Origin of the sequence: Paenarthrobacter sp. NPDC091711 (assembly GCF_044756605.1) — a bacterium.
In the GTDB taxonomy this organism is placed as follows: domain Bacteria; phylum Actinomycetota; class Actinomycetes; order Actinomycetales; family Micrococcaceae; genus Arthrobacter.
This window is the reverse complement of record NZ_JBIVTF010000001.1, coordinates 246,125-262,849: the sequence shown is the minus strand read 5'-3', so window position 1 is coordinate 262,849 and position 16,725 is coordinate 246,125. Positions and strand designations below refer to the sequence as shown.

The following is a 16,725-nucleotide window of genomic DNA, read 5'->3' as shown; positions in this document are numbered from 1 at the left end:
ACCCGGCACCCTGAGCTTTTCGGGACTAAGGTCTTGTTAAGCGCAGGAAGGGGCTGATGAATCGTGGATACGTCAAACAACGACCTTGGACGGCCAACGCCGGAAGATGCAAACGACGCAGCGGAGAATACGGCTGGCAGGAGGCTTGGCGCAGTTCAGCCGCCGGAGACCTCAAGTGAACTGACTGTTGCCGAACGGCAGATCAACATCCTTCGGGACAAGCTCCGCCACATCGACCGCCAGCTGGCAGCCGCCACCCAGAACAACAGCAAACTAGTCAGCATGCTGGAAACGGCGAAAGCTGAGATCCTTCGCTTGAAGGGCGCCTTGGAGCAGGAGGGCCAACCTCCCTACAGCTTCGGTACCGTGGTGCAGATCAACCCGCGGAAGCAGCCCGCCGCCGGCAGTTCAGGGCAGGCAGCCACCGAGGAATCTGTGGACATCTTCAACGCGGGCCGCAAAATGCGTGTGGGTGTCAGCCCGCTCGTGAACCTCAACCAGCTCGCCGTCGGGCAGGAAGTCCTGCTTAACGAGGCCCTGCTGGTAGTAGCGGGACTCGGCTACGAACGCGCCGGTGAACTGGTCACGCTCAAGGAAATGCTGGGCAAGGACCGTGCACTGGTGGTTGGACGCGCCGATGAAGAGCGTGTGGTCCGGTTGTCCGGTGCGCTCCAAAGCGTCCACCTGAAGGTGGGCGACGCGTTGTCGCTCGATTCACGGACGGGCTACGCGTTGGAGAAGGTCCCGCGCGCCGAGGTGGAGAACCTCGTCCTTGAAGAAGTTCCGGACATCACTTACCAGGATATCGGTGGCCTTGGCCCGCAGATCGAGCAGATCCGTGACGCCGTCGAGTTGCCGTTCCTCCACCCTGACCTTTACCGGGAGCATGGCCTGAAGGCCCCCAAAGGCATTTTGCTTTACGGCCCTCCAGGCTGCGGCAAAACCCTCATTGCCAAAGCAGTGGCAAATTCCCTTGCTGCCCGGGCAGCAGAGCGGGCTGGCAATACCGATCTCAAGAGCTACTTCCTGAACATCAAGGGTCCCGAACTCCTGGACAAGTATGTGGGTGAGACTGAGCGCCACATTCGGTTGATCTTCTCCCGCGCCCGCGAGAAGGCGTCAGATGGCAGCCCCGTGGTGGTCTTCTTCGACGAAATGGACTCGTTGTTCCGCACCCGTGGCACCGGTGTTTCTTCGGATGTCGAAACCACCATCGTGCCTCAGCTGCTGAGCGAGATCGATGGCGTGGAGCGTTTGGACAACGTGATCGTCATTGGCGCCTCCAACCGTGAGGACATGATCGATCCCGCCATCCTTCGTCCCGGTCGACTCGATGTGAAGGTCAAGATCCAACGGCCCGACGCCGAAGCCGCAGCGGACATCTTCGCCAAGTACATCACCACTGACTTGCCCTTCCACCCCCAGGATTTGGCTGAGTATGGCGGTGATGTGCAGGCCACTGTGGATGCCATGGTCCAGCGCACGGTGGAGGCCATGTACTCCACCGAGAAGTCCAATGAGTACCTTGAGGTCACCTACGCCAACGGCGATACGGAGATGCTGTACTTCAAGGACTTCAACTCCGGTGCCGTGGTCCAGAACGTGGTGGATCGTGCCAAGAAGTACGCCATCAAGGATTTGCTGACCACGCAACAGAAGGGTCTGAGGATCGATCACCTGCTCCGGGCCGTTGTGGATGAGTTCCGTGAGCACGAGGACATGCCCAACACCACCAACCCGGATGATTGGGCAAGAATTTCGGGCAAGAAGGGCGAAAGGATCACTTACATCAGGACCATCGTTCAGGGTAAGGCGGGCCAGGAGCCGGGCAAGTCCATCGAAACCACTGCGAACACGGGTCAGTACCTGTGACAGCAAGGCCCGAGGGTGTACCCGCAGAGAAACTTCCCCCAGGCGGCGCCATGCGCGTCATGGGCTCGGAAACTGAATATGGGATCCATGCGCCGTCAGCTCCGGGGGCCAACGCCACCATGATGTCTGCCCGGATCATTCAGGCATATGCCACTGTTACCCGGCAACGGGCGGCCGGCGGTGCGGAGACCCGGTGGGACTACACGGACGAGGAACCGCTGCACGATGCCCGCGGTTGGACCGTGGACAGGGCCGCGGCGGATCCAAGCCAGCTCACGGACCAACCGCCAGTGCTCGACGCCGAAGCGGTGGCCTTGGCCTATGGCCGCCAGGAGTTGGAACTGGACGGTGCGGACGAGTCCGGTTCCCTGCTGATGAACATGGTGCTCGGAAATGGTGCACGCCTCTACGTGGACCATGCGCACCCTGAGTACTCCAGCCCGGAGGTCACCAACCCCCGCGATGCCGTGGCCTGGGATGCGGCCGGCGATCTGGTTGCCTTGGCCACCGTCCGGAAGGTGGCAGCGGACATTTCCCTGCCGCCCATCAACCTGTACAAGAACAACACGGACAACAAGTCCGTGTCCTATGGTTCGCATGAGAACTACCTCATGCCCCGCTCGGTGCCTTTTGGCGACATCATCCGTGGGCTCACGCCGTTCTTCGTCACCCGCCAGGTGATGTGTGGTGCAGGACGGGTGGGGCTGGGACAGGACAGCTCGACGCCCGGTTACCAGATCAGCCAGCGGGCGGATTTCTTCGAAGCAGAAGTGGGGCTGGAGACAACCATCCGCCGCCCCATCATCAATACGAGGGACGAGCCACACGCTACAGCGGACAAGTACCGCCGCCTGCACGTGATCATCGGGGACGCCAACCTCAGCCAGGCCTCCAACTTCCTGAAGTTCGGAACCACAGCCATGGTCCTGAGCCTCATCGAGGCGGGGCAGGCTCCCAAAATTGAGGTTCATGAACCTGTCCAGGCGCTCCAGTCAGTCAGCCACGACACCACGCTCACCACCACCATCAGGCTCCTTGACGGAAGGCGGGTGACCGCCCTCGATCTGCAGTGGATGTATTTCGAGGCAGCCGCCAAACTGGCCCAGGAGACAGGGGTGGCTGATTCGGTCACCGGTGATGGCCACACTCACCAGGTCCTTGCTCATTGGGAGTCCACACTGACAACTCTGGGGACTGATCCTGATGCTGCCGCCTCGTCAGTTGAGTGGGTGGCCAAAAAGTCTCTTCTTGAGGGCTACCGAAACCGCGACGGACTCGCCTGGGACGACGCCCGTCTGGGCTTGGTAGATCTTCAATGGTCCGATATCCGCCCAGAGAAGGGCCTCTATTACAGGCTCCTCTCCAGGGACCGGATGATGCGCATAGTGGACGACGCCGACATCACCAGGGCGGTGACCGAACCGCCGTCGGACACCCGGGCATACTTCCGCGGGCGGTGCGTTTCCAGGTTCGGCAGGGACGTAGTGGGCGCCAGTTGGGACTCGGTGATTTTTGATGTTCCGGGGCTGGGGAAACTGCAGCGGGTGCCCACGCGGGAGCCTTTGAGGGGAACCCGGGCTTTGACCGGCGCCCTCTTTGACCGTCACACGGATGCGGCCTCTTTCCTGGCTGAATTGTTGGGTCAGAAGCCACCGTCTGCCAGGAGCTGAGGGACGCCCGCCACAGTATTATTCGTCGTCGGCCAAAGCCGTCCGCAGCACCGGTCAGCGTGGCAATATGGCAGTAGGAAGTCTCCGTCTTCCGGAGACTGACAGTAGGGAGAAAGAAAATGGCAGCACAGGAGCAGCAACAACCACAGTCACGGGAAACCGAGACCGAAGTGGACGTACCGGAGGCACCACCGGCAGCACCGGAGGCACAGGCCTCTGACGCCACCCAAGGCGTGGATGACCTCCTTGACGAAATCGACGGCGTTCTTGAATCCAACGCTGAAGAGTTTGTCAGGGCGTTTGTCCAAAAGGGTGGCCAGTAGGCAGACCCGCCAGAGGATGTACTGCCCGGCAAGCGTGAGGCCGCCGGGCATCGGAATGCAGAGTCGAAGGAGTGCAGCAATGCAGGACCCATCAACCGGCCCCCTGGCCACCCAGGCAACGTCTTCTTTCACGGAGCATCTTCAACGCTCGCGTCCCGAACTTCTTCCTTATAATCAATCGTTACCCGCCGGCATGGTGCCGGCGTCCCCACATGCCACCACGATCGTTGCTTTGACGTACGCCGGTGGCGTGCTGATGGCTGGAGATCGCCGTGCCACCATGGGCAACATCATCGCCAGCCGGCACATCGAGAAAGTGTTTCCGGCTGACGAGTATTCGGTCCTCGGCATTGCCGGTACCGCCGGCCTGGCAATTGATATCACACGGCTTTTCCAGGTGGAGCTGGAGCATTACGAAAAAATCGAGGGCACCCTCCTCAGCTTGGTAGGCAAGGCCAACCGTCTGGGCGCCATGATCCGTGGAAACCTGCCGATGGCGATGCAGGGGATGGCAGTCGTTCCCTTGTTCGCAGGATTCGATCTCGGTTCCGGCGTGGGCCGCTTGTTCTCCTACGACGTCACAGGCGGCCGCTACGAGGAACAGGAGCATCACTCTGTTGGTTCCGGGTCAGTGTTCGCCCGTGGTGCCCTGAAGAAGCTGTGGAAGCCTAATTTGTCTGAAGAGAACGCCGTGGCGGTTGCTGTTGAGGCACTGTACGACGCCGCCGATGACGACTCCGCCACCGGTGGCCCTGATCCCGTCCGCCAATTGTGGCCGGTGGTATATACCGTCGATCGATCCGGCAACCGCCGTGTCCCTGAACGGGAGCTGGCTGCGATCGCCGGCGCAATCGTCGAATCGCGGACTGCCGCCGGACGGGAGGCCTGATATGACACAGCAGTTCTATGTCTCACCTGAGCAGTTGATGAAGGACCGCGCGGACTTTGCGCGGAAGGGCATTGCGCGTGGGCGCTCTGTTGTGGTGATCAGCTGCGCCGATGGCATCGCGTTGATCGCCGAAAACCCTTCACCTTCGTTGCACAAGATCGGTGAAATCTACGACAAAATTGCGTTTGCCGCGGTGGGCAAATACAACGAGTTTGAAAGCCTCAGGCAAGCAGGAGTCCGTTACGCAGACGTCCGCGGCTACTCCTACGATCGCGAGGACGTAACGGCCCGCGGCTTGGCTAGTGTCTATGCTCAGAGCCTTGGAGCGGTGTTCACAGCTGAGCAGAAGCCGTTCGAGGTGGAATTGGCAGTTGCCGAGGTTGGTCTAACCCAGGCGCAGGATCACCTGTACCGCCTGACCTTCGACGGATCAATCGCCGATGAGAACGGTTTCGTCGTCATGGGCGGTCTCGCTGACCAGATTTCCGACGTCGTCAGCGGGGCTTGGGAATCGGAGCTCACCTTGGCGGGGGCCATGCAATTGGCTCTGCGGGCTCTGGCCACAAATAAGGACGTTGACGAATTGCCCGCCACCGCCGTCGAAGCTGCCGTGCTGTACCGCGCTTCGGAAAGCAACCGCGGGTCCCGCAGGGCATTTCGCCGGCTGCTGCCGGAAGACATGACCCGGTTGCTCACAGAGGAGAGCTGAGATGGATAAGCGGATATTTGGCATCGAAACCGAGTTCGGAATTTCCTATTCCAGCCCTGATTCCCGCCCCTTGGCGCCTGAGGAGGTGGCACGCTACCTCTTTCGCAAGGTGGTCAGTTGGGGCAGGTCCTCCAATGTTTTCCTCACCAACGGTTCACGGCTCTACCTCGATGTGGGCTCGCACCCGGAGTACGCCACCGCGGAGTGCGACGACCTCGCCCAGCTGATCGCCCATGACAGGGCCGGCGAACTTATCCTGGACGACCTCGTGGATGAGGCCCAGGCAAGGCTGGCCGCCGAGGGCTTCAACGGCACGGTGTACCTCTTCAAGAACAACACCGATTCGGCGGGAAATTCTTACGGCAGCCATGAGAACTACCTCATACCGCGGCGTGGGGAATTTTCGCGCCTTGCCGAGATCCTGATTCCTTTCCTGGTCACCCGGCAGCTGATCGCCGGTGCCGGAAAAGTTCTGAAGACGCCCCACGGCGCCACGTTCGCTTTCTCCCAGCGGGCCGACCACATCTGGGAAGGCGTGTCCTCGGCCACCACCAGGTCAAGGCCGATCATCAACACCCGCGATGAGCCGCATGCGGATGCTGAGTTCTATCGCCGCCTGCATGTGATTGTGGGCGACTCCAATATGTCTGAGACCTCGGCGCTGCTCAAAGTCGGCACGGTGGACCTTATCCTCCGCATGATCGAGGCCGGCGTCATTATGCGTGATATGCGCATGGAGAATCCCATCCGCAGCATCCGCGAAATCTCCCACGATCTCACCGGCCGTGCGCTGGTCCGTTTGGCCAACGGACGGCAGCTGACCGCCCTGGACATTCAGCGGGAGTACCTCAATAAGGTCACCGAGTTCGTGGCCGCGAATGGCGCCCATAACGCCCACGTTCCACTCATTCTGGATCTGTGGGAGCGGACGTTGAACGCTATCGAGAGTGGCGACACCAGCTCCATCGACACTGAAGTGGACTGGGCTATCAAGAAGAAGCTCATGGATGGCTACATGCGCCGGCACGATCTCAGCCTTGATTCGCCCCGGATAGCGCAACTGGACCTCACGTACCATGACATCTCGAGGCAACGCGGTATCTTTTTCCTGCTCCAAGCACGTGGGGCAGCGCGAAGGCTGGTTACTGAAACCGACGTCAAGGACGCCGTGGATGCCCCGCCCCAGACAACGCGAGCCAAGTTGCGCGGAGATTTTGTGCGAAGGGCACAGGAGCTGGGCCGGGACTACACGGTTGACTGGGTACACCTGAAGCTCAATGACCGCGCACATCAGACCATCCTTTGCAAGGATCCGTTCCGCAACGTCGACGAGCGGGTGGATGCCCTCCTCGAATCCATGGGCTAGAGGGCTCTATAAGCTGGCTCCCAGCTTCGCGAGCTATTCTGGATAGTGGTCTCTTCCCGAGACTCGCCTCGCTTGGATGCGCTACGCGCCTTTCCGAGTGCCCCCTTGCCCCGACGAAAGTGTCTTTTTGTGCGCCGACTCCTAGCAATCCTCCTTCCCGCCCTGCTGCTGATGACCGCATGCGGTGGCGGAGACACTCCGGCCGCCGAGCCCACCAGCAAATCAGTAGGTGACGTCTCCAAGCTCGACTCCCTGAAGGTGACGGACAACGGCAATGACAAAGCGCCCGGAATTGAATTCTCCAAGCCCCTCGCCGTGACAGGACCCACCGTCAAGGTTGTCAGCGAAGGTGACGGGGAAACGGTCAAAATGGGTCAAATCGCCGAACTTGTGTATGTAGCGGTTGATGGTACCGATGGCAAAACGCTTGAGGACGGCTACACCAAGGGACCCCAGCCGATCGAGCTCTCCGAGCAGATGAAATCCGGCAACGAGCTGATCTTCGACGCCATCATCGGCGCCAAGGTAGGCAGCCATGTGGCCATTGCTGCTCCGGGCAGCGCCTCCGCTTCGGCGCCGGCCTCCTCCCAGCTGGTGATCTTCAAGATTGCCTCCGCCAAGGACGCACCCGGTCTTTTGAGCAAGGAAGAGACCGATCAGCTGGACAAAGACGGCAAGCTTCCCAAGGTGACCTTTGATGACAAGGGTGCTCCGTCCGTGGAGATTCCCAAGACTGATGCACCTGCCGGCCTTTCCGTGAAGGTCCTTTCCGAGGGCACCGGCGAGGAACTCAAAGACACTGACACGATCGACGCCAACTACACCGGCTGGCGCTGGGAAGACAGCACAAAGTTCGACTCCAGCTACGACCGCGGTGAAGCCGCTACCTTCGGCCTGAACCAGGTCATCAAGGGCTGGACGCTCGGACTTACGGGCCAGAAAGTTGGCTCCAAGGTCCTCCTGACGATTCCCACGGATCTCGCGTATGGTGCAAGCGCCGCCGCCCAGGGCAAGCCCGCAGGCCCACTGGTCTTCGTCGTTGAGATCACCGGCAAAAAGTAAAACCTTGCGCGGGTTCTGGCTAAGCTGGTTCCTGAAAACTTCTCCGTTCCCAAAACCCAAGGAGTAACCATGTCATTTGGTCAGCGTGACTTTGACCGTACCAAGCCCGAAATCGACTTCCCGGAAGGCGACGTCCCCACGGACCTCGTCATCACGGACCTTATTGAGGGCACCGGCCCCGAGGCCAAGGCCGGGGACACCGTGTCTACCCACTACGTGGGCGTTGCCTGGTCCACTGGCGAAGAATTTGACGCTTCCTGGGGTCGCGGAGCACCTCTGGACTTCCGTGTGGGTGTCGGCCAGGTCATTCAGGGCTGGGACCAGGGCCTGCTGGGCATGAAGGTGGGCGGCCGACGTCGCCTGGAGATTCCCTCCGAGCTTGCCTACGGCTCGCGCGGGGCCGGTGGAGCCATCAAGCCCAACGAGGCCCTGATCTTCGTGGTGGACCTCGTAGCTGTTCGCTAGGACATCAGCTTTTCGCAAGGCGCGTTACCTTCCGGTTTTTGCCGGTCGGTGACGCGCCTTGCTGCTTTCGGGCTGGTCTTTAGTAACGTAGCAACCGTGTCCGCATCCCGCACTGAACGTCTCCTGAACCTTCTCCTGGCTTTGCTCAATACCAAAGTGGGCCTCCCACGCGCTGTGCTGCGCGAAAAGGTTTACCACGATTCCGCGGAGAACGATGTCGCCTTTGGGCGGATGTTCGAGCGCGACAAAGTGGATCTGAAGCATTTCGGTTTTGACATCGAAACCGTGATGGACCCCCGAAACTTCGGTGCGGACGATCCCGCCTCGGCGCGCTACCGGATCGGCAAGGACTCCAACCGGCTTCCTGATGTGAACCTGACGCCTGCAGAGGGCACCGTCCTGCTGCTCGCTGCCCAGCTCTGGGAACGCGCAGCCCTAGGCACGGCAGCCGCCAACGCTGTACGGAAGTTGCAGGCGGCCGGAGGCTTTACGGACGTGGACCTCCCCGCAGGCGTCCAACCGCGAATCAAGCCTGCAGGACAGGCCTTCGACGACGTCGTTGCAGCGATGCACGGCAAGCACCCGGTCCGGTTCGGCTACCTTGCGGTCAGTACGGGGCGGGAAGAAGTCCGCGACGTTGAACCTTGGGGCCTGGGTAGTCGCTTCGGTCAGTGGTATCTCGTTGGCTTGGACCGGGGGAGAGGGGCCAAGAGGCTGTTCAGGCTCTCCAGGATGACCACGGCAGTAGAAGTGGTCACCACGGGCAGCTTCCACCCGCCGGAAGGCTTCAACGCCCGGGCTGAGCTGGACGAACTCAACGAGCTCCCCGTCCGGCAAGCCACCTTGGACGTGGATAAGGACAGATTGCTTGCCTTGCGCAAGAAGGCCACCTCCCTCGAAGAGTCCCCGGATGCAAGTGGCCGTGACCGCCTGACGGTGGATTTCCGGGATCCGGAGCAACTGGGCGAAGAGCTGGCATCCTATGGACCCCATCTGAGAGTCTCTGGCCCAGCGGAACTGCGCGCCGCCGTCGTACGCCGCCTCAAAGCTGCCGCAGACTTTGATGACGCCCCGCCGGTACCCATCGAGTTTCCCGAGGCGGCCCGCGCGCCCCGGGCGCGCAAGCGCACCTCCGAAGACCAGTTGGCCAGGATGCTGCAACTGGTGCCGTTCCTGGTCCACCACCAAGGCCTGCACATCCAGCAGGTGGCTGATCACTTCGGCATCAGCCGCAAGGCCCTGATCGATGACCTGAAGATCCTCATCTGTTCAGGCCTGCCCGAGGGTTATCCGGACGACCTTCTGGACATCCAGTGGGAAAACGATCACGTGTACATCTCCGAGCACTTGGACCTGAACCGGCCGGTGCGGTTCAGTGAAGATGAAGCGGCGGCGCTGCTGACCGGCCTGGCGATGCTGGGGGACCTGCCTGCCCTGGCCGGCGTGCCTGAGGACGAGTCAGGCAGTGCCTTGGAATCTGTCACCATCAAGCTGACGGGCGCGGCGGGACAGGCAGCACGATTGGCCGGTTCCGTGTCGGGCCAATCCGTGGCGCCGGAACAGTCACGGGCTTTTGCCGCCGTAACCCAGGCCATCAGGGAAGGCCAGCAGTTGCGGCTCAGGTACTTCTCCTTGCAACGCGACGAAGTGACCGAGCGCGACGTCGACCCCCTGCGGCTCTACTCCCTGGACAGCACGTGGTATTTCGAGGCTTATTGCCACAGCAAGGCCGGCGTCAGAAACTTCCGGCTGGACCGGGTGGAAACCCTGGAGACCAATGGCCGGGCTGTCTCCGGAGCAGCCACAGCAGGGCCGGACTTTCCGGCGCGGTTGTTCACGCCCGGAGACGACGACGTACTGGTGACGCTCCAATTGACCCGCCAAGGCGCCGGGCTTGCCGATGACTACTACGCCGAACGCACCGCCCAACTCCCCGACGGCGGACTGCTCGCCGAGGTGCGGTTTGGCGACGCCGGATGGTTGCCGATGTTTGTGTCCCAGCATGGGGGTGCCGTCCGGATTCTCGAACCGCGCGCCGCGCGGGAGGAAACCCGCAGGTGGATTGACGCGGCCCTGGCTCAGTACGACTCACCTTCGGGCACCAAGGCTGGCTAGACTACTCAAATGCCTTGGTGGTTCTGGATCCTGTTGTGGATCGCGCTCATAGCCCTTTCGTTGCTCCTTCACCTGACACTGGGTTACCGCTTGTACAGGAAATTCATGTCAACTGTTCATGAGCTGGCTGCTGCGGGTAAACGTTTCAGCAATCTTTCACCGGCCCCGGAAACCTCCGACGTTGAGGCAGCGGAACCGCGCCCTGAGCCAGGGTCCGCAGTTTTTGCCTCCCCGGATCAGATGCGTCATGATTACCTGACGGCCAAAGCCTCCCGGCAGGAAGTTCGTCGTCAGCGGCGCGTCAAGCGCAAAGCCGAGCGGGGGCAGCCACAATCCCTGCACGACATTGAATTCAGATAGACGTAGGATGTATCCAAAAGGAAAGGACCTCCCCACATGAGGCTCGAAGGCTGGCATCTCATCATCATCATCGTTCTAGCTCTGGTGCTCTTTGCAGCGCCGAAGCTGCCGTCCATGGCGCGCAGCATTGGGCAGTCGATGCGTATTTTCAAGTCTGAAGTCCGGGAGATGAAGAAGGATGGTTCTTCCGAGGCCAAGGACTCCCAGGACGCTTCCGACGCCGTTGAAGGCAAGGTTGTGGGCCACCCGGACGTCAACACCAAGAACAACGGCGAGACTGACGTACCGCCCGCTAACCGCGTCTAAAGAGAAGTGGTAGAAACGAAGGGGCGCAAGGCCAACCCCGAAGCCCGGATGGCGCTCCTGGATCACCTCAGGGAGCTGCGTAACCGGCTCTTCAAGGCTGCAATCGGCGTCATTGTGGGAACAGTGGTGGGCTTCATCGTCTACCAGCCTCTCCTGGAAGCATTGATCAAGCCGATCAAGGACCTCAACGAAAAAGAGGGACGCGCTGCCACACTGAACTTTGATGGCGTAGCCAGTTCTTTCGACCTGATGGTCCAGGTTTCGGTCTTTCTCGGAGTGATCCTTTCAAGCCCCGTCTGGATCTACCAGCTTTGGGCCTTCATAGTTCCCGGGCTTCACAAGAAGGAGCGTCGCCTGGCGCTGTCCTTCGTGGCAGCCGCGGTGCCACTGTTCATCGGTGGCGTCCTGCTTGCGTGGCTGGTGTTGCCCAATGCCGTTCGTGTGCTGACCGATTTCACTCCGGTGGGCGGCTCCAACTTCATCAGCGCTGAAATTTACCTGGCCTTCGTCCTGCGGCTCCTGCTGGCCTTTGGGATTGCCTTCCTGGTTCCGGTGGTCCTGGTGGGATTGAACCTTGCCGGAATTATCAAGGGCAAACAGCTCATCAAGAGCTGGAGAATCACCATCTTCCTGGTGTGCCTTTTTGCTGCGATGGCCGCTCCCGGCGCTGACGCCATGAGCATGTTCTACCTTGCAGCGCCCATGCTGATCCTGTTCTTCGCGGCCATTGGCGTTTGCCTCTTGAACGACCGCCGTCGTGAACGCCGGGCCATCAAGCGGGCAGCTGAGACGGAAGCCACTGCAGACATCGCAACCCCGGCCACGGATCTGGAGAATCTCTAGACCTTGGCCCACTAGGCTTGGTGCATGTCCTCCATTTCCGGGTCTTCATCTCCATCAGACCGTTACCAGGCGGCAGCCCAGCGGGCAGCTGAGTCCAAAACTTACCTTGGTGCATTCGCGCGTTCCTTGGACTTTGAACTGGACGACTTCCAACGGGAAGCGTGCAGGTCGCTCCAAGAGGGCCGCGGTGTTCTGGTAGCAGCTCCCACTGGTGCCGGAAAGACGATCGTTGGCGAGTTCGCGATCTATCTTGCCCTGGAACGGGGACTCAAAGCTTTTTACACGACGCCCATCAAGGCGTTGAGCAACCAGAAGTACTCGGAACTGGCGGCAAAGTACGGCTCGGCCAACGTCGGCCTGCTGACGGGCGACACCACCATCAATGGTGAAGCTCCTGTGGTGGTGATGACCACCGAAGTTCTTCGGAACATGTTGTACGCCGATTCTGAGACCCTCGGAGACTTGGGCTTTGTGGTGATGGACGAAGTCCACTACCTGGCAGATCGCTTCCGCGGCGCCGTGTGGGAAGAAGTCATCATCCATTTGCCCAGCGAAGTGCAGGTTGCCTCGCTCAGTGCAACGGTGTCCAACGCCGAAGAATTCGGCGCCTGGTTGGACACCGTGCGCGGCGATACTGACGTGATCGTCTCTGAGCACCGCCCCGTGCCGCTGTGGCAGCACGTCATGGTGGGCCGGGAAATAGTGGATCTTTTTGCCGGCGACACCACCTTCGACGAAATTGCACCCCAGGCCCCTGGAGCACAGGAAACCGAGGTGCCCGACCTCTCCGAATCAGACGAGGTCCTGGCGGAGCCGTCCACCCCTGAACGACGCGTCTCAGCCAAACGTTCATCGGCGAACACGGCGCGTCAGGCAGTTACCGGGCCCGAATTCGAGGTCAACCCGGACCTGCTGGCCATGGCCCGCTCGGAGAGCCGGATGAACATGAGTGGGCGCTTTGGACACGGTGGCAGGAGCCGGCGGCGTCAAGACCGCTATCGTGATGAGCGGCAACAGTCCGAGCAGCGTAGTCCCGTCCGGAAAGCCAGCCGCCCCCAGGTTATTGAGAGCCTCAGGCGCCAGGATCTCCTGCCTGCCATCACCTTCATTTTCTCCAGGGCTGGTTGTGACGCGGCCGTAGCGCAGTGTGCAGCATCGGGTCTTTGGCTGACCACCGAGCAAGAACAGCACATGATTGCCCAGCGTGTGGATGAGGCCAGCCACGAAATTCCTGCGGATGACCTCGACGTCCTCGGATTCTGGGGTTGGCGGGACGGACTCATCAGGGGCTTCGCCGCCCACCACGCGGGCATGCTCCCCACTTTCAAGGAAGTGGTGGAAAAACTCTTTGCCGATGGCTTGGTCAAGGCCGTCTTTGCCACGGAGACGTTGGCCCTGGGGGTCAACATGCCCGCACGCTGTGTGGTCCTGGAAAAGCTGGAAAAGTTCAATGGTGAAGCGCACGTCAACATCACTGCGGGGGAGTACACCCAGCTGACCGGCCGCGCCGGCCGCCGTGGAATCGACGTCGAAGGCCATGCCGTGGTGCTGTGGCAGCCAGGGACAGATCCCGCCGCCGTGGCCGGGCTTGCCTCCCGACGCACCTACCCTTTGAACTCCAGTTTCCGGCCAACGTACAACATGAGCATCAACCTGATTGCCCAGTTCGGCCGGGTCCGGGCCCGTGAAATCCTTGAGTCCTCCTTCGCCCAGTTCCAGGCTGACCGTTCCGTAGTGGGCCTTGCCCGGCAGGTCCGTGGGCGTGAAGAGTCGCTGGCGGGCTACGCCAAATCCATGCAGTGCCATCTGGGTGACTTCACAGAATACGGAAAACTCCGGCGTGAACTCAGCGATGCCGAGAATTTCGCCGCCCGCGACCACCAACGCGCCCGGAAGTCCCATGTTGCGGATTCCCTCACACGGTTGATCCCCGGCGATGTGATCAGCATTTACAGCGGCCGGCTGGCAGGACATGCCGTGGTGCTGGAGGTGGACCGCAACGCCCGCGAACCGCGGCCCTCGGTGCTCACCTCTGACAACCAGCTGCGACGCATCGGCGTCCACGACCTCGATGGTCCGGTGTCGCCGGTGACGCGCATCCGTATTCCGAAGTCCTTCAACGCCAAGGTTCCCAAAGCACGCCGGGACCTTGCTTCGTCCATGCGGCACGCTATCAGCGAGGACGCCCCCCACAGCCGGCGCAACAGCAGGCACGAGGACTTCGGTCTCGGAGCCCGTCTACCGGATCAGGAAAAGAAGATCGCGGACCTCCGGCGGGCGCTGCGGGCCCATCCTTGCCATGGCTGCAGCGAACGCGAGGACCATGCGCGGTGGTCCGAGCGTTGGTGGAAGCTGCGCAGGGAGACAGACGGCCTGGTCCGGCAAATCCAAAGCAGGACCAACACCATTGCCAAGACGTTCGACCGCGTGTGCGATGTTCTTTCGGTTTACGGCTACCTGGAAACCAACGACGCCGGACACGTCACCATCAGCGCCGACGGGCAAAGGCTTCGCCGGATCTATGGCGAGAAGGACCTTCTCATCTCCCAGACGGTCCGTCGCGGCGCCATCAACGACCTCGACGCCGCTGAACTGGCCTCACTGGCGAGCACCTTGGTGTATCAGGCAAAACGGGAAGACCGGGGGCTTCGGCCCAAGATGCCTTCCGTTTCCTTGGAATCGGCCGTAGACATCGTGATCCGCGAATGGTCACAGCTCGAAGATACCGAGGAACGCAACAGGTTGCCTTTGACCGGTGAACCGGAACTGGGGCTCGTGTGGCCCATGTACAAGTGGGCCAGGGGGCGCCACCTTCAGGACGTGCTCAGCGGAACCGACCTCGCGGCCGGAGACTTTGTTCGGTGGGCCAAACAAGTGGTGGACCTCCTTGACCAGCTGGCCAAAATCCCGCAACTGGACCCACGTTTGGTTCGTGTGTGCCGGGAATCCATTGACTTGGTCCGCCGCGGTGTGGTGGCTTACTCCACCGTGGCTTAGGCCGTCCCTTTTCAGATAGATAGTTTTCAACGCTCAGGAGCACAACGCATGAACCAGCCAGGCGTGCAAGCCGGCCCGGACCGCAACACCACAGACCGCAAGGTCACGATGTACCGCAATGGTTCGATCTATACCGCGGCAGATCCCTTTGCCACAGCCATGGTGGTGGACGGCGATACCGTAGCTTGGGTTGGCTCCGAGCAGGCAGCGTCCTCCATTGCCGATTCCTCCATGGACATCATCGACCTCAAGGGTGCGCTGCTCGCCCCGGGCTTTGTCGACTCTCATGCGCATCTGACTGAGACGGGCCTTGCCCTGTCCGGGCTGCAGCTCTCCGGGGTACGTTCAGGAACGGAATTGCTCGACGCCGTTGCTGCTGCTGGCGGCACGGGCGCAGTTTTGGGCCACGGTTGGGATGAAACGATGTGGAACGATCCCACACTCCCTACCCTGGAAGAGATCGAAAGGGCAGCTGCCGGACGGCACGTCTACCTCTCACGCATTGACGTTCATTCAGCTCTTGTTTCATCATCGCTCGCCACGGCAGCAGGGCTGAACAACCTCGACGGGTTCTCCGGGACGGCCCACGTGGTCCGGGCGGCACATACCGCTGCCCGGCTGACTGCCCGGAATTTCACCGAGCCAGAACGGCGAAGCTACCAGGCATCGGCCCTGAGGGAGGCCGCTTCCCATGGCTATGTTGCCGTCGCCGAAATGTCTGCGCCACACATTTGCGGTCCTGAGGACTTGAGGATGGCCGCGTCATGGAACGAGGACCTGTACACGCCTGAGGTTCTTCCGTACTGGGGCGAGCTGGCCACCTCACAAGAGCACGCGCAAGCCATTCTGGACGGCCTGGGCACCAAGGTCCTGGGCCTTGCTGGTGACCTCAATATGGACGGTTCCATCGGATCCCGTACGGCGGCCCTCATGGACGACTATTCCGACGCAAAGGGCCAACGCGGCAGTTTGTACCTTTCGGTGGACGACGCCGCCAAACATCTTGTTGCCACGTCCCTGCTGGGAGTCCAAGCAGGATTCCACGTCATCGGCGACGCAGGCCTCGGCGCTGTGCTGGACGCCTTTGACGCAGCAGCCGCCGAAGTGGGGGAGCAGCGTATCCGGGCAGCCGGCCATCGCCTTGAACACGTGGAAATGGCCCACCAGTCCGCCATCGACCGTCTGGCCAAGTACTCCATCTCGGTCAGTGTTCAGCCTGGCTTCGACGCCGCGTGGGGTGCCGCAGGTGGTCTCTACGAACAGCGCTTGGGCGGCCGCAGCCAGACGATGAACCCCTTCGCGTCCTTCTACTCGAGCGGGGTACCCATAGCCTTCGGAAGTGACAGCCCGGTAACCCCTCTCCACCCGTGGTCCAGCGTGCGGGCCTGCTTGGAGCACAGCAGCCCGGACCAGAGAATATCGGCCCGGGCGGCGTTCCTGGGGCACACCCGTGCGGGGTGGCGGGCTACCAAGCACCGGAACCCCCTGATGGGACAACTGGTCCCGGGCGCTCCGGCAAGTTTCGCCGTGTGGGAGGTGGACGAACTAATGGTGCAGGTAGCTGATAGCAGAGTGCAGTCCTGGAGTACGGATCCCCGGGCGCGGACGCCACTTTTGCCGGCCCTTGACACCGGCAGCGACCCCCGCTGCCTGCAGACGGTGCGCGAGGGCCACGAGTTGTTCGCTCACGAGTCCCTGAGGGTCTAAAGTCACCGCAGTCCAAGGCGAGCGGCCGCAAACCGCGCCTT

14 protein-coding genes are annotated in these 16,725 nt (G+C 61.4%); all 14 read left to right on the top strand.

The window, feature by feature from the left end:
- The first annotated feature begins 63 nt into the window (after nt 1-63).
- The 14 genes from arc (at nt 64) to ACIQH5_RS01190 (ending at nt 16,684) form a co-directional block, all read left to right on the top strand.
- Entirely contained in the window at nt 64-1,872 is a 1,809-nt protein-coding gene (gene arc / locus ACIQH5_RS01255; protein WP_400399559.1) for a proteasome ATPase, read from the top strand.
- A 50-nt stretch (nt 1,873-1,922) separates the two neighbouring features.
- The gene (gene dop, locus ACIQH5_RS01250; protein ID WP_400400228.1) at nt 1,923-3,542 is read left to right on the top strand and encodes a depupylase/deamidase Dop; all 1,620 of its coding nucleotides are present in this window, start codon (nt 1,923-1,925) and stop codon (nt 3,540-3,542) included.
- Between the two features lie 119 nt (nt 3,543-3,661).
- Nucleotides 3,662-3,865, top strand: coding sequence for a ubiquitin-like protein Pup (locus ACIQH5_RS01245; protein ID WP_024816739.1), 204 nt, complete (start codon nt 3,662-3,664; stop codon nt 3,863-3,865).
- 79 nt (nt 3,866-3,944) lie between these two features.
- The gene (gene prcB, locus ACIQH5_RS01240; protein ID WP_400399557.1) at nt 3,945-4,754 is read left to right on the top strand and encodes a proteasome subunit beta; all 810 of its coding nucleotides are present in this window, start codon (nt 3,945-3,947) and stop codon (nt 4,752-4,754) included.
- Nucleotide 4,755: 1 nt separating this feature from the next.
- On the top strand, nt 4,756-5,463 hold the full coding sequence (gene prcA, locus ACIQH5_RS01235; RefSeq protein WP_400399555.1) for a proteasome subunit alpha: 708 nt from the start codon (nt 4,756-4,758) through the stop codon (nt 5,461-5,463).
- Nucleotide 5,464: 1 nt separating this feature from the next.
- Entirely contained in the window at nt 5,465-6,829 is a 1,365-nt protein-coding gene (gene pafA / locus ACIQH5_RS01230; protein WP_024816742.1) for a Pup--protein ligase, read from the top strand.
- A 129-nt stretch (nt 6,830-6,958) separates the two neighbouring features.
- Entirely contained in the window at nt 6,959-7,891 is a 933-nt protein-coding gene (locus ACIQH5_RS01225; RefSeq protein WP_400399553.1) for an FKBP-type peptidyl-prolyl cis-trans isomerase, read from the top strand.
- Between the two features lie 69 nt (nt 7,892-7,960).
- Nucleotides 7,961-8,356: an FKBP-type peptidyl-prolyl cis-trans isomerase gene (locus ACIQH5_RS01220; protein ID WP_017200957.1), complete on the top strand. Its 396-nt coding sequence runs from the start codon at nt 7,961-7,963 to the stop codon at nt 8,354-8,356.
- A 96-nt stretch (nt 8,357-8,452) separates the two neighbouring features.
- On the top strand, nt 8,453-10,471 hold the full coding sequence (locus ACIQH5_RS01215; protein WP_400399550.1) for a helix-turn-helix transcriptional regulator: 2,019 nt from the start codon (nt 8,453-8,455) through the stop codon (nt 10,469-10,471).
- Between the two features lie 9 nt (nt 10,472-10,480).
- Entirely contained in the window at nt 10,481-10,831 is a 351-nt protein-coding gene (locus ACIQH5_RS01210; protein WP_400399548.1) for a hypothetical protein, read from the top strand.
- Between the two features lie 36 nt (nt 10,832-10,867).
- Nucleotides 10,868-11,137, top strand: a complete 270-nt coding sequence (tatA, locus tag ACIQH5_RS01205) for a Sec-independent protein translocase subunit TatA (RefSeq protein WP_062068833.1) — start codon at nt 10,868-10,870, stop codon at nt 11,135-11,137.
- A gap of 6 nt (nt 11,138-11,143) precedes the next feature.
- Complete coding sequence (gene tatC / locus ACIQH5_RS01200; RefSeq protein ID WP_400399546.1) at nt 11,144-11,980, top strand: twin-arginine translocase subunit TatC; 837 nt, start codon at nt 11,144-11,146, stop codon at nt 11,978-11,980.
- 24 nt (nt 11,981-12,004) lie between these two features.
- Nucleotides 12,005-14,977, top strand: coding sequence for a DEAD/DEAH box helicase (locus ACIQH5_RS01195; protein WP_400399544.1), 2,973 nt, complete (start codon nt 12,005-12,007; stop codon nt 14,975-14,977).
- Between the two features lie 48 nt (nt 14,978-15,025).
- On the top strand, nt 15,026-16,684 hold the full coding sequence (locus ACIQH5_RS01190) for an amidohydrolase (protein WP_400399542.1): 1,659 nt from the start codon (nt 15,026-15,028) through the stop codon (nt 16,682-16,684).
- Nucleotides 16,685-16,725 lie beyond the last annotated feature (41 nt).

Bases quoted from the DNA above. Each gene is read 5' to 3' on its own strand.
- dop (WP_400400228.1), top strand. From the start codon at position 1,923: ATGCGCGTCATGGGCTCGGAAACTGAATATGGGATCCATGCGCCGTCA.
- ACIQH5_RS01245 (WP_024816739.1), top strand. From the start codon at position 3,662: ATGGCAGCACAGGAGCAGCAACAACCACAGTCACGGGAAACCGAGACC.
- prcB (WP_400399557.1), top strand. From the start codon at position 3,945: ATGCAGGACCCATCAACCGGCCCCCTGGCCACCCAGGCAACGTCTTCT.
- prcA (WP_400399555.1), top strand. From the start codon at position 4,756: ATGACACAGCAGTTCTATGTCTCACCTGAGCAGTTGATGAAGGACCGC.
- pafA (WP_024816742.1), top strand. From the start codon at position 5,465: ATGGATAAGCGGATATTTGGCATCGAAACCGAGTTCGGAATTTCCTAT.
- ACIQH5_RS01220 (WP_017200957.1), top strand. From the start codon at position 7,961: ATGTCATTTGGTCAGCGTGACTTTGACCGTACCAAGCCCGAAATCGAC.
- ACIQH5_RS01210 (WP_400399548.1), top strand. From the start codon at position 10,481: ATGCCTTGGTGGTTCTGGATCCTGTTGTGGATCGCGCTCATAGCCCTT.
- tatA (WP_062068833.1), top strand. From the start codon at position 10,868: ATGAGGCTCGAAGGCTGGCATCTCATCATCATCATCGTTCTAGCTCTG.
- ACIQH5_RS01195 (WP_400399544.1), top strand. From the start codon at position 12,005: ATGTCCTCCATTTCCGGGTCTTCATCTCCATCAGACCGTTACCAGGCG.
- ACIQH5_RS01190 (WP_400399542.1), top strand. From the start codon at position 15,026: ATGAACCAGCCAGGCGTGCAAGCCGGCCCGGACCGCAACACCACAGAC.